The sequence below is a fragment of the Herbiconiux sp. genome, from assembly GCF_023264855.1.
GTDB lineage: Bacteria > Actinomycetota > Actinomycetes > Actinomycetales > Microbacteriaceae > Herbiconiux.
In genome coordinates this window covers 43,555-59,939 of sequence record NZ_JAHFUW010000003.1, presented here as the reverse complement: position 1 = coordinate 59,939, position 16,385 = coordinate 43,555, and the positions used below count along the sequence as shown (strand labels likewise).

Sequence of the window (16,385 nt, the reverse complement as noted above, 5' to 3'; positions counted from 1 at the left end):
CCTGATCAGCCCTTGATTCCGGTGCCGGTGACGCCCTCTTGCACGTAGCGCTGGGCGATCAGGTAGGCGAAGAAGATGGGAACGAGGGCCACCACCGAGCCGGCCAGCATGGTCGACAGCGGCACGTTCTGCTGCTGCAGCGAGGAGATGCCCACCGTCAACGTCCACAGATCACTCGATTTGCCGATGATCAGAGGCCACAGGAAATCGTTCCAGTGCCACAGGAAGACGAAGATGCCGAGCGTGGCCAGAACCGGCTTGCACAACGGCAGCACGATGGTGAAGAAGATGCGCAACTCGCCGGCGCCGTCGATCCGCGCGGCCTCGAAGAGCTCGTCCGGAAGCCCCTCGATGAACTGCCGCATCAAGAACACGGCCTGCGCGTTCGCGAGGGTGGGCAGGATGAGGCCCCAGTAGGTGTCGACGCCGCCGATCTTCGCCATCAGGATGAAGGTCGGGATGAGGGTCACATGAAAAGGCACCATCACCATCGCCAGGAACGACCAGAACATGATCTCCTTGCCGGCGAACCGCTTCTTGGCGAAGGCGTAGCCGGCGAATGCGGCGAGCAGCAGAACCGCCACGACCGACACCAGGGAGTACAGCAGCGTGTTGCCGACCCAGCGCAGAACATCCTGCCCGCCGAGCACCTGCTCGTAGGCCTCGGTGGAGAGCCCCACCGGCAGCAGGCTGGCCGGGAAGTCGACGGCGGCGCTTGGCTTGAGGCTCAGCACCACCATGGCGTAGAAGGGGAAGAAGGCGATCACGGCCACGAGGCCGAGGCCGATCCAGCGCAGCACCCGCCCACGACGGGTGAGTTCCAGCGCGCGGAACGAGCGCCGGGGCGTGAGCGTTGCGGTCATTTTCGTCCTCCGATGAGCCGGCGCTGGATGAGCGCGACGGCGAGGGTCATGATGAAGAGCACCACTCCGATGGCGGCGGCGTAGCCGTAGTCGAAGTACTTGAAGCCCTGGTCGTAGAGCATGTAGACGAGCGTGTAGCTGCCCCGGGCCGGGCCGCCCTGCGTCATCACGTAGATGAGGTCGAACACCTGGAAGCTGGCCGTGGTCTCGATCACGGCCAGGAACAGCAGCGTGGGTCGCAGGTGCGGGAAGACGATGAAGCGGAACCGCGCCCAGGCGCCGGCACCGTCCATCAGCGCGGCCTCCTCGAGCTCACGCGGCACGTCCTGCAGGGCGGCGAGGGCGATCAGCATCCCGTAGCCGAACCGCGACCAGACGCTCACGATCACCAGGGCCGGGATGACCAGGACCGGCGAGTTGAGCCACGAGCCGCCGAGACCCAGCGGTTCCATCAGCTGCGACCACGGGCCGTCGGTGGAGAAGATCCACTTGAAGATGGCGCCGGCCAGCACGAGCGAGGTGATCACCGGCAAGAAGAACACCGAGCGGAAGAACCGCGAGCCGCGGAAGGTGCGCCGCACGGCCAGGGCCAGCGCGATCGAGATGGCGAGGGTGAGGGGCACGGCGAGCAGCGAGAACAGCACCGTCACCAGCAGCGAGCGCCAGAACACCGGATCCTGCACGAGCCGCACGAAGTTGTCCAGGCCCTCGAAGTCGAGGGTGCCCGAGATGTCGTAGTCGAAGAAGCTCAGCCCGACGCCGGCGATGGCGGGGCCGAAGCGGAAGGCGAGAAAGAGTAGAAAGGCGGGGAGCACGAACAGCAGCGCGATGCGCGCCTCGCGCCGTGCCAGCACGCGGCGCACGGATGCTCCGCCACGCCGCGGGGGCTCGCCGGACGTTCTCCCGCGCGTGGGCGGCCCCGAGAGGGCCTCGGGCTCGGCCGCCTCGACAGCACGGGGCACCGGGATGGTGCCGGCTTGGTCGGTCATCGGTTCTCCTTCTGCGGATGGATGGTGCCGGCTCGGGTGGAGGCCGGCCGGGAGCGGGCGGCGCAGTCCGTGGATGGCTGCGCCGCCCGCCGGATCCCGGGATCTAGCCGAGCAGTGGTTCCGCGGCGGCGGCCGCATCCTTCAGCGCCTGCTCCGGCGTCTTGGTGCCGAGCAGCGCCGCCTGGATCTCGGGGGCCAGAACCCCCATCACCTCGCGGGCGCCCGGGTAGAGCTCGCCCACCCGGCTGGTCGGGATGACGTCTTCGATGGCCGACTGGATCGGGTCGTCGGCGTAGAGCTCGCCGGTCGAGGCCAGCGGCGAGAAGTAGTTCGACGCCAGGTCGAAGGCCTTCACGTTGTCGGCATCGGTGGCGTAGGCCGCGAACGCGCCGGCCGCCTCCTTGTCCTGCGCTCCCTTGAGCATGGCCAGCGAACCGACCGTGCCGTACGACACGCTCTCCTCGTCGGTCAGCGGCGGCAGGATCTCGATGTTGTCCTCGCCCCAGTAGGAGGCGACATCCGCCGGTCCCGACTGCCAGGTGCAGGCGACCTGGCCGGTGGCCAGTGCGGTCTGCTCCAACGCCGGCATGGTGGAGATGAGGTCGGGCTCGAGGTAGTCGTTCTGCGCCAGCTCGGTGAGGTAGGTCAGCGCGGCGACGCCCTCGGGGCCGTCGAACGCCACCTCGCTGCCGTCGTCGCTGAACACCGATCCGCCCGCCTGCCAGAGCAGCGGGTAGAAGGTCATGTTGAGCGTCACCTCGGGCGAGCCGAAGTACTGCGTGGTGTAGATGTCGTTCTGCTTGAAGGTGGGCGCCATCTCCATAAGGTCGTCCCAGGTCTTCGGGTAGTCGGTGATGCCCGCCTTCTCGAAGGCCGAGCGGTCGCACATCAGTGCGTTGGCGCTGGTGAGCAGCGGGGTGCCCATCAGGGAGCCGTCGATGGTGATCGAGTCGCGCACGTTCGGCAGGATGTCGTCGGCCTGCTCGGCCGGCAGATAGGCGTCCATCGGCTCGATCGAGGAGGCGTACGACGAGAGCTGGTCGGGGATGAGGTACACCAGGTCGGGGCCCTTGCCGGCGGCGATCGCCGTCTGCAGCGACTCGTCGCGGTTGGCCCAGGGGTAGATCTCGTAGTCGACCTCGACTCCGGGATTCGCTTTCTCGTAGGAGGCGATCAGCCCGTCCCAGTAGGAGGAGTGAGCGGCTTCGTCGGCGATCACCGGGTAGATCCACATGGTGACCTTGGCGTCGCCGCCGTCGGTGCTGCCGCCGGCACAACCGGCGAGGGCGATCGCGGAGGTCGCGGCGACGGCGACCGCCGCGAGGGTTTTCCTGTGCTGCATGGTGCTCCTTCGGGGATGAGGACGACGGGCGTCGTCCGAGTGATGGTGCGGGAACGGAACGGAAAGAGAGGGGAAGAAGGAAGGACGTGAGCCGGTCATGCCTGCGGCACCTCCACGATCCGGCCCTCGTGGCGGGATCGCTCGGCCGCGAAGACGGCGAGGTGGCTGTCGAGGGATTCCCGCGGGCCGGAGCGGATCAGCGAGGCGTCTCCGGTGGCGACGGCTCCCACGAACGCCGCCATCACGCCGCCGTCGCCGCCGCCGTGGTCGCCGCCCGCGTTCGCGGCGCCGGTGGGCCCCACCTCGCGCACGGTGGCTTCGCCGGTGCGGAAGTCGACCACCCGCACGCTCTCGCCGTCGCCCTCGAGCGAGCCGTGGGTGCCGAACAGGTGGGTGCGCCGGTGCGTCTGCTCGCTGAACGCCGTCATCACGAAGGTGCCGGCCGTGCCGTCGTCGAAGCGGAAGCTCAGCACCTGGTTGTCGACCACCGTGTTGTCGCTGGCGTACACGCACCGGCCGTAGGGTCCGGTGCGCAGCGCCTCGATCACACCGGCCTCATCGGTGCGATCGGTGATCACCGTCACCGGCCACACGGCGCCCTCGCGGCGGAAGGTCTCGACGTACAGCTTCTGCGCGGCGTAGGGGCAGGTGTGCTGCAGCGGGCAGTCCAGGCAGCGGTCGGCCGCGGTCGGCGGTCTGTTCTCAGCCCGGAAGTGGTGCCGCGATCCGAAGCTCGAGACGGCGGCGATGCGCTTGCCGGTGACATAACGGATCCAGTCGAGGTCGTGACTCGACTTGGCCAGCAGCATCGGGGCGGCCTGGTCCTCCCGCCGCCACGGACCGCGCACGTAGGAGTGCGCCATGTGCCACCAGCCCACCGGTTCGAGGTGCTGCACGGTCACGATCTCGCCGAGCACGCCGGAGTCGACGACCTCTTTCACCAGGTCGGTGTAGGGCATGTAGCGCATTACGTGGCAGACGCCGAAGAGCACACCCGTGCGGGTGACCGCCTCGACGATCCGCCGACTCTCGGCCTCGGTGGGCGCCAGTGGCTTCTCCATCAGGATGGCGTAACCCGCCTCGGCGAAGGCGATCGCGGGCTCGACGTGCTGCCGGTCCTGCGTGGCGATGATCACCGCATCCGCCACCCGCTCGCCGCGCTCGAGCACCTCGCGCCAGTCGGCGAAGTGCTCCACCGAGGCGTCGCCGGCCGCGACGAGGTCGCGCTGGTGGGAACGCGGATCCGCCACCGCCCCCAGCCGGGCGAGCTCCGGATGCGCGTGCACCCAACGCACGTACGACTGCCCGCGGTTACCGGCGCCGACGAGCAGCAGGCGCACGGGGCGAGGGGCCGGGGTGGAAGTCATGGGATCTCCGAACGAGGGATCGGTGGGGCAGGAAGGAGCGGACAGGCCGGATGGCCGGCGCGGCGGATCAGGTCAGGACGAGATTCCCGGAGCTGAGCGAGCGGTCGCCGTCGTCGGGGACACCGACCCGTGTCACGCCCGACTCCACGCATCCGGTCTGCAGATAGCTGGAGTCGGCACCGACCGCCTGGCCCGAAAATTCCAGGGCGCCACCGGAGAAGCGCATGCCGGAGGCCCGGAACTGCAGCGGGCCGGCGTCGAGCAGCAGGTGGCGGGCCGCGGCATCCGTCTGCTCGCTGCTGCCGTCGGCGAGCGTCAGCGTGAGCGGGCCGTCGCCGGTGCGGGAAAGCGCGGATCCGGTCGACCCGGTGCCCGAGATATGGCAGCCGGCCACGAGTTCCAGCGACTGCGCCTCCCCCGGAGCGGCGACGAGTGAGATGTTCTCGAAGGAGGTCCCGGCGAATCGCGCCCGGGCCGAGACGACGGTGAGCACGCCCGCGCCCTCGGCACCGTTCAGCCGGCAGCCGTCGAGCACGAGGTCGCCGCGACCGGAGAAGGCCTGGCCGTCGATGCCGTCGATCCGGGTGCGCACGAGGTGCACGGGCGAGGTCACCGTGGCGTTCGTGATCTCGCCGCCGCTCACCGGAAAGCGGAACCAGGAGTCGGCGATCACCGTCGGCCGGGTCGACAGCGCACTGGACTGCGTGATCACGAGCGTGCTGTCGGCGCTGCAGCCGCGCAGCTGGACGCCGTCGGCGTTGATCCAGATCATCCCGGATCCGGCCAGCCCCGGCTTTCCGATCACCTGCACGTCTTCCAGCGTGAGATCGGTGATCTTCACCCGCGCCACGAACCACGAGCAGACGTGCTTGCGCACGGTGATCCGTTTCGCCGCCGAGCCCCAGGCGGCGCCCGAGTTGGCGAAGGTCATCAGGCCCGAATTGCCCGTGTACGTGAGGTCGTGCTCGAACTGGCCGTGCGTCACGAACGGGCCCTGATCGTCGCCGTCACCGTGGCAGTTCTCCACCAGCGAGTAGGCCGACGCGGTGAAGTCGTTGAGGTGCCGGGCGTTCGAGGTGGTGCAGTTGGCCACGTAGCCGTAGAGGCAGTAGATCTGCTGGGTGAGGTAGCCCGCGCCGCCCCAGGTGACGGATGTGGGGTTCCGCAGCGAGCATCCGGTGGTGCGGTAATGGCTGTTCCAGCGGCGCATCACGAGCGGCCAGAAGGTGAGCGAACCGTCGACGTCCTCCACGTCGCAGTGCACCGCGTATTCGAAGGCCAGCGGATGCGAGCCGGTGAGCTCGTCGGTGCCGCCGCCGCGGAAGCGCAGGTTCTTCACGGTGACGTCGTGCACCACGTCGATCTCGGTCCAGGTGACCGCGCGGCCGGCCTCCAGGGTCCAGCCGCTCTTGTAGTCGACCCGGATGTGGCTGCCGTCGATGATCTGGGTGACCCGGACGAGCTTCTGCAGTTCCTTCTCGTAGAGCCCGCCCTTGCTGGCGATCTCGGCGCTGTACCAGGAGTCGACCGAGAAGAACGAGGAGTCGGCCACCGGGAACACGTCGCCGAGGTCGGGCACGGTCTCGGCCAGGGCCGAGGCCTGCACCCGGTCGGTGGGGGTGCCGGTGAAGAACAGCACGGCGGCGAAGGGATCGTTGGCCGGGGCGTTCTCGATACCGTCGGCGGTCATCAGGTGGCCGTGGAAGTCGAGCGTCACCGTCGAGCGGGAGACGCGGTGACGGCGCACCGCATTGATATCGGTGTGCACGTCGATCACCTCGACGGAGGGATCGGCCAGCAGCGCGTCGAGGGCGTCGTCGGCGGCCACCGTCGCATCCATCACCCCGAACCAGCGCAGGTCGGCGGATCCGTCGTGCAGCACGTGCCAGCGGCCCGTGCCCCCGCGCCCCGGCTTGTCGGGGGCGAGCACGGTGCCACCGTTCGCGTCGGCCGTGGAGGCGGCCTCGTAACGCACCACCCGTCCGCCGCCGTCACCGCGCTGGGCGTGGCCGGCGAGCACGACGACCGTGCCGTCGGCGATCGCGGCCACTTTCAGGGCCGTCAGTTCGGCAGCCGTGCCCACACCCAGAACCGAGGGCGCGCCGGCCTTCCGCTCCGCGTCGGAGTCGGCGGATGCGGGCTGGTCGGCGACCAGCGCGGTGCCGACCGAGGCGAGCACGCCGAGGCCGGTGAGCTGGAGCACGCGGCGACGGCCGGAGACTGCTTCGGCCTCGGCCTCGGCCTCGGCAGGGACGGTGGAGCGCGGGGAACGGGACATCGCAGTAGACCTCCAGGATGATGACGGACTGTTCCGTCGGCAACCGGATGGTGTGCGATCGACTGTCTTCTGGCGAAAGACCGCCCGCGCCAGAATGCTGGTGCGGGGCGTTGGTGAAACCGGATGGGGGCGACGAGGCTGCGTCGCCGAACCGGGTGAGGTGACCATAACGGCTCGTCGGCTCCCGCGTCAAGCGGGCAGCTCGCCCGGGCCGTCGCCGGCGGGCCCGCGGTAGCCGAGGGCTGCGGAGATGGCGAGGGCGTGCTCGTGCACCAGCCGGCCGAGCCGCTGCCACACCCAGGCGGGCTGGTTGAGCTTGAGGTTCGTGATCGAGATCGCGCCCACGCAGCGGCCGTCGACCCCGCTGATGGCGGCGCCGATGCAGAACACGCCCGCGGCATCCTCTTCGTCGTCGACGGCGTACCCGATGTCCCGGGCGTGGTGCAATGTCTCCAGCAGCGCATCCACCTCCACGATCGTGCGATCGGTGCGGCGGCGGAGCCCCCGGCGCTCCACCAGTGCTCGCACCTCGGTGTCACTCATCTGCGACAGCACGGCCTTGCCGAGCGCCGAGCTGTGCGCGAACTCGCGGGCGCCCATGCCGAGGTCGGCGGCGAGAGTGCCCTTCGGGGCGACCTGGTCGACCACGACGGCCTGGTCGGATTCGAACACGGCCAGCCGCGAGGTCGCCCCCACGACCCGGGAGAGCTCGAGCAGATGCGGCCGCGCGACGTCGCGAAGCGAGTTCTGGGCGCCGGCCCGGAGGCCGAGCCGCACGAGCCCCGGGCCGAGGCGGTAACGGCGGGTCATCCCGCTGCCCGCGGAGGCGATCATCGTCGAGGACTCCAGCGTGAACAGCGTGGCGAACACCGCGCTCTTGCTGAGGCCGAGCGCGGTTCCGATCTCGGTCACCGACAGGCCGTCACCGGTCACCTGGTCGGCCAGCAGTTCGAGCACCTCGAGCGCTCGGCCCACCGAGCGCACCCAATAGCGCGACTCCTCCGGCGCCGACGTCGCAGTGGCTGGAACGGTATCGCTGGTGTCGGTCATCTCGGCCCCCTTTCGCGAGACGCACCTCGTCGCGCTTTCGATGATTATGACAGAACTGTTCGGCATTCCCGAACAGGAGGCGGTAATTTTACAGACTCGACACATTTGCCGCTTGTTTTCAGGCATCATCCGTTCATACGATGGTCGCGTCTTGTTCGGCCATTCCGAATGGTTGGCGAACGACTGCTTCTGGCGAAGCGCACCACGAACAGGTTCCATCAGGCTGGGTGTGACCGACGAAACGAAGGAGTTCCCGGTGAGCCACACCTCACTCGCCCCCACCACGCGCAGTTCCGAGCTCGCCGCCCGAGCCCGTGCGGTCATCCCGGGCGGCGTCAACAGCGGTCAGCGGTCCATCCCCGGTTTGGAAGACCTGATCATCGCGAGCACAGACGGCGCCCGTTTCACCACCGCCGAGGGCACCGAGTACATCGACTTCCACGCCGCCTTCGGCCCGCCGCTGCTCGGCCACAACGATCCCGAGGTCACGGATGCCGTCACCTCGGCCCTGCGCCGCACCGACCTGATGGGCGTCGGCGTCACGCCCGAGGAGGTCGAGCTCGGCGAGCTGCTGGCCCGCCTGGTGCCGAGCGTCGAGAAGTCGCTGCTCACCTCCACCGGATCCGAGGCCACCTTCCACGCGCTCCGGCTGGCCCGCGCGGTCACCGGCCGCCGTCTGGTGGTGAAGTTCCAGGGCTGCTACCACGGCTGGCACGACTCGGTGAGCCTGAACGTGATCAGCTCCCCCGAGCGGGTCGGCCGGCAGGATCCGGTGTCCACCGGCATCCTGCCCGAGGTGCTCGACGCGACCCTGGTGCTGCCGTTCAACGACATCCCGGCTCTCCGCGAGGCCTTCGCGGCCCACGGCGATCAGATCGCCGGCGTCATCATCGAGCCGGTGCCGCACAACGTGGGCGCCCTGCTGCCCGAGCAGGAGTTTCTGCAGGCACTGCGCGAGGAGACCACGAAGGCCGGCTCGCTGCTCATCTTCGACGAGGTGATCACGGGCTTCCGGCACGATCTGGGCGGCTGGCAGGCGATCAGCGGCATCACTCCGGATGTCACCACCTTCGGCAAGGCGATCGCCAACGGCTACCCGATCGGAGCCATCGGCGGCCGGGCCGATCTGATGGACCAGTTCAGCACCATCCCGGGCCGGCCGGTCTTCTTCGCGGGCACTTTCAACGGCCACCCCGGCGTGGTGGCGGCCGCCCTCGCCACATTGAAGAAGCTCGAGCAGGAGCCGGTGCACGAGCACGTCTTCCGCCTCGGCGACCGCGTGCGCGACGGCCTCACCGAGCTGTTCCGGTTCAAGGGGGTGCCCGCGCAGGTCACGGGCTACGGATCGGTGTTCGTGAGCTATTTCCTCGACGGTCCCCGTCCCCGCACCTTCACCGACCTGCTCGCCAACGACGTGGGCCGCTTCATCGGCTACCGCCGCCACCTCATCGAGCAGGGCCTGTTCGAACTACCCTTGAACCTCAAGCGATCCCACATCTCCTACCGGCACACCGACGACGACATCGACCGCCTGCTGAGCGCAGCAGACCGGGCGATCGACCTCGCCGTGGCCGAGGGCGGCGTCGAGATCGGCGTCGGAACGTCCAGCATGGGAGGTGCACGCTAGTGCTCACCGTCGACCGAGACCGGCCCACCACCTCCGCGGGGCGCATCAGCAAGGTCGAGACGCTCACGCTCGGCACCGCCTGGCGCGACTTCTCGTACGTACGCATCCACACCGACGAAGGCCTCACCGGCATCGGTGAGATCACCCATCCGTTCCGTCCGAGGGAGACCTGCCTGCTGGCTGAGGCGATGGGCGAGCGGCACCTGCTGGGCGCCGATCCCTTCGATGTCACCGAGATCGCTCTGCGGATGTTCCAGGGCGACTACTTCCGCGGTGGCGATCTGGGCGGCATCGTGGCATCCGGTGTTGACCAGGCCCTGTACGACATCATGGGCAAGGCGCTCGACGTACCGGTCTACCGCCTCACCGGCGGAGCCGTGCGCGACAGCGTGCCGGTGTACGCGAACGGCTGGTACACCGGCGAGCGCACCGAGGAGGGCTTCGCCCGGAAGGCCTCCGAGGTGGTGGCCCGCGGCTACCGCGGCCTCAAGTTCGACCCGTTCGGAGCGGGCCTGGGCCAGCTGAGCACCGCCGAGCTCGACGAGTCGATGCGGCTCGTCGGCGCCGTGCGGCAGGCGATCGGGCCCGATGTGGAGCTGTTCATCGAGGGCCACGCCCGCTTCTCCTTCCCCACGGCGATGGCCATCACCCGCGAGCTCGCCCCGTTCGGCATCTCCTGGTTCGAGGAGCCGATGCCCTGGACCCACATCGAGCGCTACCACGAGATCCGCGAGGCGGCCTCGTTCCCCATCTCCGGCGGCGAGCACTTCCACAACCGCTACGAGTACCAGCGCCTGTTCGACACCAAGGCGGTCGACATCGTGCAGCCCGACATGTCGATGGCCGGCGGTTTCACCGAGATCAAGCTGCTCGCCCAGCTGGCCGACATGAACGGGATGCTGGTGGCGCCGCACAACTCGAACTCGCCGCTGTGCACCACGGCCAGTGTGCACCTCACGCTCGGACTGGTGAACCTCAAGATCCTCGAGACCTTCGACGGCATGGTCGAGCCGCACGTGTTCGACGCCCTCCGCGGCGTGCTGCCGGTCGAGAACGGCCGGGTCGGGCTGCCGACCGCGCCCGGGCTCGGTGTCGAACTGGTCGACGAGGTGTTCGACGCCAACCCGCCGAGCTACGGTTTCTGGAACATGTTCGCCCCGGGATGGGAGGAGCGCACCCGCTCATGATCGTCGACGTGCACAGCCATCTCTTCGACAACCACGAGCGGATCGGCGACCCCTTCCGCAGCGACTCGCAGCGCGCCCACGGCGGTTTCGTCGATCTCACCGTGCGGTACGAGGAGTACGCGGCGAGCGCTCCCGCCGGCACGCGCGCGATCGTGGTGGGTGGCAAGGCACGGCTCTCAGGTCTGTGGGTGCCCGACGAGCAGATCGCGGCCTACGTGGCCGCGCATCCGGAGCTCGTCGGCTACCTCGCGCTCGACCCCACCCAGCCGGGCTGGCGCGACGAGCTCGAGCACGGCCACCAGGATCTGGGCCTGCGCGGCATCAAGCTGATGCCGATGTACGCGGGCTTCGATCCGGCCGCGCCCGAGTACGACGACCTGTACGGCTACGCCGAGCGCAACGAGCTGCCGCTGCTCGTGCACACCGGGACCACCTTCGTGAGCGCGGCACCGCTGAAGTACGCGATGCCGGTGCACCTCGACGAGGTGGCCATCCGCCATCCGGAGCTGCGGATGACGCTGGCGCACCTCGGGCATCCCTTCGAGGGCGAGTGCATCGCGGTCATCCGCAAGCATCCGCACGTCTACGCCGATGTGTCGGCGCTGCACTACCGGCCGTTCCAGCTCTGGCACTCGCTGCGGCTGGCGCAGGACTACGGGGTGTGGGGCAAACTGCTGTTCGGCTCCGACTACCCGTTCACCACGGTGGACGCCTCGATCGAGGGACTCCGCGCCCTCGGCGAGGTGGCCGGCATCCCGGGCCTGGACCCGCTGGACCGCGACGAGATCGAGCGGCTGATCCACCGCGACGGACTGGCCCTGCTGGGGCTGGACTGATGGGCGGCACCTTCGCCGCGGATGCCCTGGCCGCCCGCACCGCAGTCGTCACGGGAGTGGCTCGCGGAATCGGCCAGGCCATCGCGATCGAGCTGGCGGCCGTGGGGGCGCACGTGGTCGGGATCGACCGGCCGGGCGAGTCGACGGATGCCACGGCGCAGGCCATCCGCTCGGCCGGCGGCGTCTTCACCCCCGTCGAGGCCGACCTGGCCGACACCGACCGCGTGCCCGCTCTCGCCGACCGGCTGCGGGCGGAGCACGGGCCCCTGCACGTGCTGGTGAACAACGCCGGGATCGCCTCGATCGCACACGCCGTCGACGTGACACCGGCCGAGTGGCGCCGCATCATGGCCGTGAACGCCGATGCGGTCTTCCTGCTCAGCGCCCGGGTGGGCGCGCACATGATCGCCGACGGGATCGCCGGCCGCATCGTGGTGATCACGTCCAAGAACGCGGTCGCCGCCGAGGCGGGTCTCGCCCCCTACAACGCCTCGAAGGCGGCGGCCTGGATGATCGTGCAGTCGCTCGCGAGCGAGTTCGGCCCGCACGGCATCACGGTGAACGCGGTCGCGCCCGGAATGATCGACACCCCCATCGGCGAGTCGCTCGACGTCGACCTGGCCGGCCTCACCGAGGCCTGGCTGCAGCGGATCCCCTCCTCGATCGGCTACGGCTCCCCCGCCGATGTCGCCTCGGCCGTGGTGTATCTCGCCTCCGACGCGGCGCGCTACGTCAATGGCGCACAGCTGCTCGTCGACGGCGGCGCGATGGCCGACCAGCTGCCCCGGCAGCGCTTCATGGGCCCGGCCGCGGGAATTCCTCCGCGCCCGGAGTGACCCGGCTCGCCCTCCACTCGCTCTTCCCCCTCCCTCTTCCTCCCCCTCCCTTCCGAAAGGATCCCCATGGGCTTCCGCCTGGCCGACCGCGCCCAGCGCGCCGTCCTCGTCCGCGACGACGAGTACTTCGATCTCGAGCGCGTGAGCGACGGCGCCTTCCCGAGCGACGTGATGGCGGTGCTCAGCCGCTTCGATCAGCTCTCGCAGCAGGCCGACGGCTACCTCGCGTCGGCCACCGCCGACGGCACGGTCGTTCCTTCGGAACTCGGGCCCCCGGTACCCCGCCCGTCGAAGATCCTCGCGGTCGGTCTCAACTACGCCCCGCACGCCGACGAGTCCCAGCTCGTGGTGCCCGAATTCCCGATGGTGTTCCCCAAGTTCCCGAGTTGCCTCAGCGGGCCGGCCGACCCCATCCCTCTCGTCTCCGACTCGGTCGACTGGGAGGTCGAGCTCGTGCTCGTGGTCGGGCGCCGAGCACGCCGGGTGAGCGAAGTCGATGCGCTCTCGTTCATCGCCGGCGCGACCGTGGGACAGGATGTCTCCGACCGCTACGTGCAGATGCTCGGCGCGCCGCCGCAGTTCGGTCTCGGCAAGTCCTTCGACGGCTTCGGACCGCTCGGTCCGGTGATCGTCGACCTTCCACAGCTGGGCGGGGCGTCCGATCTGAGCATCTGGTGCGACGTCGACGGCGAGCGGGTTCAGAACGCGTCGACCGGCGACATGCTCTTCTCGCCGCAGTACCTCGTGTCCTACCTCTCGCACATCCTCACCCTGGAGCCCGGCGACCTGATCTTCACCGGAACCCCTGCCGGCGTCGGCCTGGGCCGCACGCCCCCTCGATACCTGCGCCCCGGCGAGGTCGTGGAGTGCGGCATCGAGGGGATCGGCACCATGCGCCTCACCACCGTGGCCGACGCCGGATCCTACGCACCCTTCCGGTAGGCCTGTTTCAGGCAGATTTCGAGCACAATTTGTGAGGCCGGATATGCCACGCAAAGCGTGATTCGTGCCCGTTCATTGCGCAACGGCCCTCACTTGCATGGATTTCGCAATCGCGTAGCGCGTCGGCCTGCCTAACGTTGCCTCCGTTCAGTGAATGACGAGAGGCAAGAATCATGACGACAGTTCTGGATGAGCGCCACACCGAGAGCCCGGCCGGCAGCTCCCGGCAGTCCACCGACGAGTTCTGGAGCAGCGCTCGGCGCCACCTGATCCGCTACGGTCCGGCGGGCTTCATCCCGGCCATCATCGAGCGGGCCGAGGGCTGCCGGCTGTACGACGAGAACGGCCGCGAGATCCTCGACTTCACCTCGGGGCAGATGAGCTCGCTGCTCGGCCACTCCTACCCGGCCGTCGTCGATACCGTCTCGAACTCGATCGCCACGCTCGATCACCTGTTCAGCGGCATGCTGAGCCGCCCGGTCGTCGACCTCGCCGAGGCGATCTCGGGCACGCTGCCCGAGCAGCTGAGCAAGGTCATGATCCTGAGCACCGGCGGCGAGTCGAACGAGGCCGCCCTCAAGATGGCAAAGCTCTACACGCAGAAGTTCGAGATCGTGTCGTTCGACCAGTCGTACCACGGCTCCACGCACGCGGCGGGGGCGGCCACCTACAGCCTGTCCCGCGCCGGCTACGGCCCGCTCGCCCCGGGCAACCTCATCATCCCCACCCCGAACCCCTACCGCTCGGTGTTCCGCGACAGCGAGGGGAACCACGACTGGCAGGCCGAGCTCGACTACGGCTTCGCGATGGTCGACCGCCAGTCGGTCGGCAGCCTGGCGGCCTTCATCGCCGAGCCCATCCTGGGCACCGGTGGTCTGATCGTGCCGCCCGAGGGCTACTTCGCGGCCCTGCGCGAGAAGTGCGACGAGCGCGGGATGCTGCTCATCGTCGACGAGGCGCAGACCGGGCTCTGCCGCACCGGCGACTGGTACGCCTTCCAGCACCAGGGGGTCGTGCCCGACATCCTCACCCTCTCCAAGACGCTCGGCGCGGGCCTGCCGGTGTCGGCGGTGGTCACCAGCGAGGAGATCGAGGCCGTCTGCAGCGCACGCCGCTTCATGTTCACCACGACCCACGTCTCCGATCCGCTGGCCGCGGCGGTCGGGGTGACCGTCATCCGCACCCTCCAGGAGCAGAAGTTCGACGCGGTCGCCCGCCGCCTCGGAGCGCGCCTGCGCGAGGGACTGACCGACCTCGAGTCACGCCACGACCGCATCGGCAATGTGCGCGGTCGCGGCCTCTTCCAAGGAGTCGAGCTCGTGCTGGACCGCGACACGAAGGAGCCGGCGGATGACTTCGGCACCGCCGTCACCGCGGCCTGCTTCGAACTCGGCCTGCACCTGAACATCGCCCAGATGCCCGGCGTGAACAGCATCCTGCGCATCGCCCCGCCGCTGACCATCACCGAGGCCGAGCTCGACCGCGGTCTCGCCATCCTCGACGAGGCGCTCACCACCGCCCGGAAGCGCGCCTAGTGCGCGGCATCCTGCACCGGCCCGCCCTGCACCGGCCGGCCTCAGATCGAGCGGGCGCGCGAGGGCCAGTCGGATTTGATCAGCACCATCGGGAACCGCGAGTGCAGCCGGCCGATGCCCGGCAGCCGCAGCAGTTTCGCGCTCATGAACTGCTCGTAGGCGGCGAGGTCTTTCGTGGCCACGATCACCTCGAAGTCGGGCGATCCGAACATGCGTCGGGCCTCGACGACCTCCGGATGCGACACCAGCTCGGCCTCGAAGCGCTCGGTGTTCTCGGGCGTCTGGTCGTGCAGCTCGATGTCGACGAGCACCTCGAAGCTGCGATCGACGGCCGCGGGCGCGAAGCTCGCGTGGTAGCCGGTGATGACGCCCTCGTCTTCGAGGCGCTTCACCCGCCGCAGGCACGGCGAAGGCGTGAGGCCGACAGCTTCGGCGAGTTCGACGTTCGACTGGCGGCAATTGAGCCGGAGTTGGTCGATTATTGCGCGATCGATCGAGTCCATGGCTCGATTATGCCGAACGCGGGAGGCCGCGCATGACGAGGTGGCCGAATCTCGACCCGGAACTCGCCGCGGCGGCCGAGGCGGCGCCGGATCTCGATCTCGCGGATGTCGCGGCCACCCGGGCCCTGATCGCAGCGGGTGCGGAGGCCTCACCCTCGGCCCCGTCCTACGACGGCGTCACCGTTCGGGATGTCGCGGCCCCGGGCCTCGACGGCGCCCCCGATGTGGCCATCCGCCTGATGACCCCGGCCGGAGCATCCGGAGTCCTTCCCGTGCTGCTCGCGATGCACGGGGGCGGCTTCGTGATCGGCACGACGCAGGACTTCGACTACTTCTGCCTCGAGGTCGTGCGGTCGCTCGGCATCGCCGTGGCGAACGTGGAGTACCGGCTCGCGCCGGAGACGCCGTTCCCCGGTGCGGTCGACGACTGCGCGGCCGCGCTGCGCTTCGTACACGATCACGCCGGCGCGCTCGGACTCGATGCCTCGCGCATCGCCGTGGGCGGGTCGAGCGCCGGAGGCGGTCTCGCGGCCGCCACCGTTCTGCGGGCGCGCGACGAGGGCGGCCCGGCGGTCGCGTACCAGCTGCTGCTGAGTCCCGCGCTCGACGACCGGCGCCGCACCTGGTCGGCGACCCGACTCGACGATGTGCCGGTGCTCAGCCGCCGCACCGGCGAGTCCGTCTGGCAGCACTACCTGGGCCCCGGCTACACCGGTCCGGACGATCCGGATGTCTCGCCCTACGCCGCACCGGCGCGCGCCACCGACCTCAGCGGCCTCCCGCCCGCCTACATCGCGGCGATGGAACTCGACCTCGCGCGCGACGAGGGCATCCTCTACGCGATGCGGCTGCTCGAGGCGGGTGTCAGCGTCGAGCTGCACGCGCATCCGGGCACCTTCCACGGATCGGCGGAGTTCGCGCCGCAGGCCGCGAGCAGCGTTCGCATCGTGCAGGGCATGATCGACGGCCTGCGCCGGGGGCTCGGGGTCTGAGGGCCCCCGCCAACGCGCCGCCCCGCGCTCGCACGCCC

The 16,385-nt window shown here is 69.5% G+C and carries 14 protein-coding genes; 7 read left to right on the top strand and 7 right to left on the bottom strand.

What is annotated here, in order from left to right; translation table 11 throughout:
* Positions 1-5: 5 nt before the first annotated feature.
* From Q0D75_RS02070 to Q0D75_RS02045, 6 genes are all read right to left on the bottom strand, one after another.
* Positions 6-863: a carbohydrate ABC transporter permease gene (locus tag Q0D75_RS02070; RefSeq protein WP_291048806.1), complete on the bottom strand. Its 858-nt coding sequence runs from the start codon at positions 861-863 to the stop codon at positions 6-8.
* On the bottom strand, positions 860-1,852 hold the full coding sequence (locus Q0D75_RS02065) for a sugar ABC transporter permease (protein WP_291048804.1): 993 nt from the start codon (positions 1,850-1,852) through the stop codon (positions 860-862). The genes Q0D75_RS02070 and Q0D75_RS02065 overlap by 4 nt, the downstream gene beginning before the upstream one ends.
* A gap of 103 nt (positions 1,853-1,955) precedes the next feature.
* On the bottom strand, positions 1,956-3,194 hold the full coding sequence (locus Q0D75_RS02060; protein WP_291048801.1) for an extracellular solute-binding protein: 1,239 nt from the start codon (positions 3,192-3,194) through the stop codon (positions 1,956-1,958).
* A 95-nt stretch (positions 3,195-3,289) separates the two neighbouring features.
* Positions 3,290-4,561: a Gfo/Idh/MocA family oxidoreductase gene (locus Q0D75_RS02055; RefSeq protein WP_291048799.1), complete on the bottom strand. Its 1,272-nt coding sequence runs from the start codon at positions 4,559-4,561 to the stop codon at positions 3,290-3,292.
* A gap of 67 nt (positions 4,562-4,628) precedes the next feature.
* Positions 4,629-6,839: a peptidase C14 gene (locus Q0D75_RS02050; protein ID WP_291048796.1), complete on the bottom strand. Its 2,211-nt coding sequence runs from the start codon at positions 6,837-6,839 to the stop codon at positions 4,629-4,631.
* Between the two features lie 189 nt (positions 6,840-7,028).
* Entirely contained in the window at positions 7,029-7,889 is an 861-nt protein-coding gene (locus Q0D75_RS02045; protein ID WP_291048793.1) for an IclR family transcriptional regulator, read from the bottom strand.
* Positions 7,890-8,145: 256 nt separating this feature from the next.
* On the opposite strand from Q0D75_RS02045, the gene Q0D75_RS02040 reads away from it, so the two are divergent.
* The 6 genes from Q0D75_RS02040 (at position 8,146) to Q0D75_RS02015 (ending at position 14,852) form a co-directional block, all read left to right on the top strand.
* Positions 8,146-9,516, top strand: a complete 1,371-nt coding sequence (locus Q0D75_RS02040) for an aspartate aminotransferase family protein (protein ID WP_291048790.1) — start codon at positions 8,146-8,148, stop codon at positions 9,514-9,516.
* A complete protein-coding gene (locus Q0D75_RS02035; protein WP_291048788.1) occupies positions 9,516-10,703 on the top strand; it encodes a mandelate racemase/muconate lactonizing enzyme family protein in 1,188 nt (395 codons plus the stop codon). Before Q0D75_RS02040 ends, Q0D75_RS02035 begins: the two co-directional genes overlap by 1 nt.
* Positions 10,700-11,539: an amidohydrolase family protein gene (locus tag Q0D75_RS02030; protein ID WP_291048785.1), complete on the top strand. Its 840-nt coding sequence runs from the start codon at positions 10,700-10,702 to the stop codon at positions 11,537-11,539. The genes Q0D75_RS02035 and Q0D75_RS02030 overlap by 4 nt, the downstream gene beginning before the upstream one ends.
* Entirely contained in the window at positions 11,539-12,375 is an 837-nt protein-coding gene (locus Q0D75_RS02025) for an SDR family NAD(P)-dependent oxidoreductase (RefSeq protein ID WP_291048783.1), read from the top strand. The genes Q0D75_RS02030 and Q0D75_RS02025 overlap by 1 nt, the downstream gene beginning before the upstream one ends.
* A gap of 66 nt (positions 12,376-12,441) precedes the next feature.
* Complete coding sequence (locus tag Q0D75_RS02020) at positions 12,442-13,317, top strand: fumarylacetoacetate hydrolase family protein (RefSeq protein ID WP_291048781.1); 876 nt, start codon at positions 12,442-12,444, stop codon at positions 13,315-13,317.
* Between the two features lie 173 nt (positions 13,318-13,490).
* Positions 13,491-14,852 carry an aspartate aminotransferase family protein gene (locus tag Q0D75_RS02015; protein WP_291048779.1) on the top strand — a complete coding sequence of 454 codons (1,362 nt, stop codon included), beginning with the start codon at positions 13,491-13,493 and terminating at the stop codon, positions 14,850-14,852.
* A gap of 41 nt (positions 14,853-14,893) precedes the next feature.
* Here the strand turns inward: Q0D75_RS02015 and Q0D75_RS02010 are convergent, their stop codons facing one another.
* A complete protein-coding gene (locus Q0D75_RS02010) occupies positions 14,894-15,355 on the bottom strand; it encodes an Lrp/AsnC family transcriptional regulator (RefSeq protein ID WP_291048777.1) in 462 nt (153 codons plus the stop codon).
* Between the two features lie 32 nt (positions 15,356-15,387).
* On the opposite strand from Q0D75_RS02010, the gene Q0D75_RS02005 reads away from it, so the two are divergent.
* Positions 15,388-16,347: an alpha/beta hydrolase gene (locus Q0D75_RS02005; RefSeq protein WP_291048775.1), complete on the top strand. Its 960-nt coding sequence runs from the start codon at positions 15,388-15,390 to the stop codon at positions 16,345-16,347.
* The last annotated feature ends 38 nt before the right edge of the window (positions 16,348-16,385 follow it).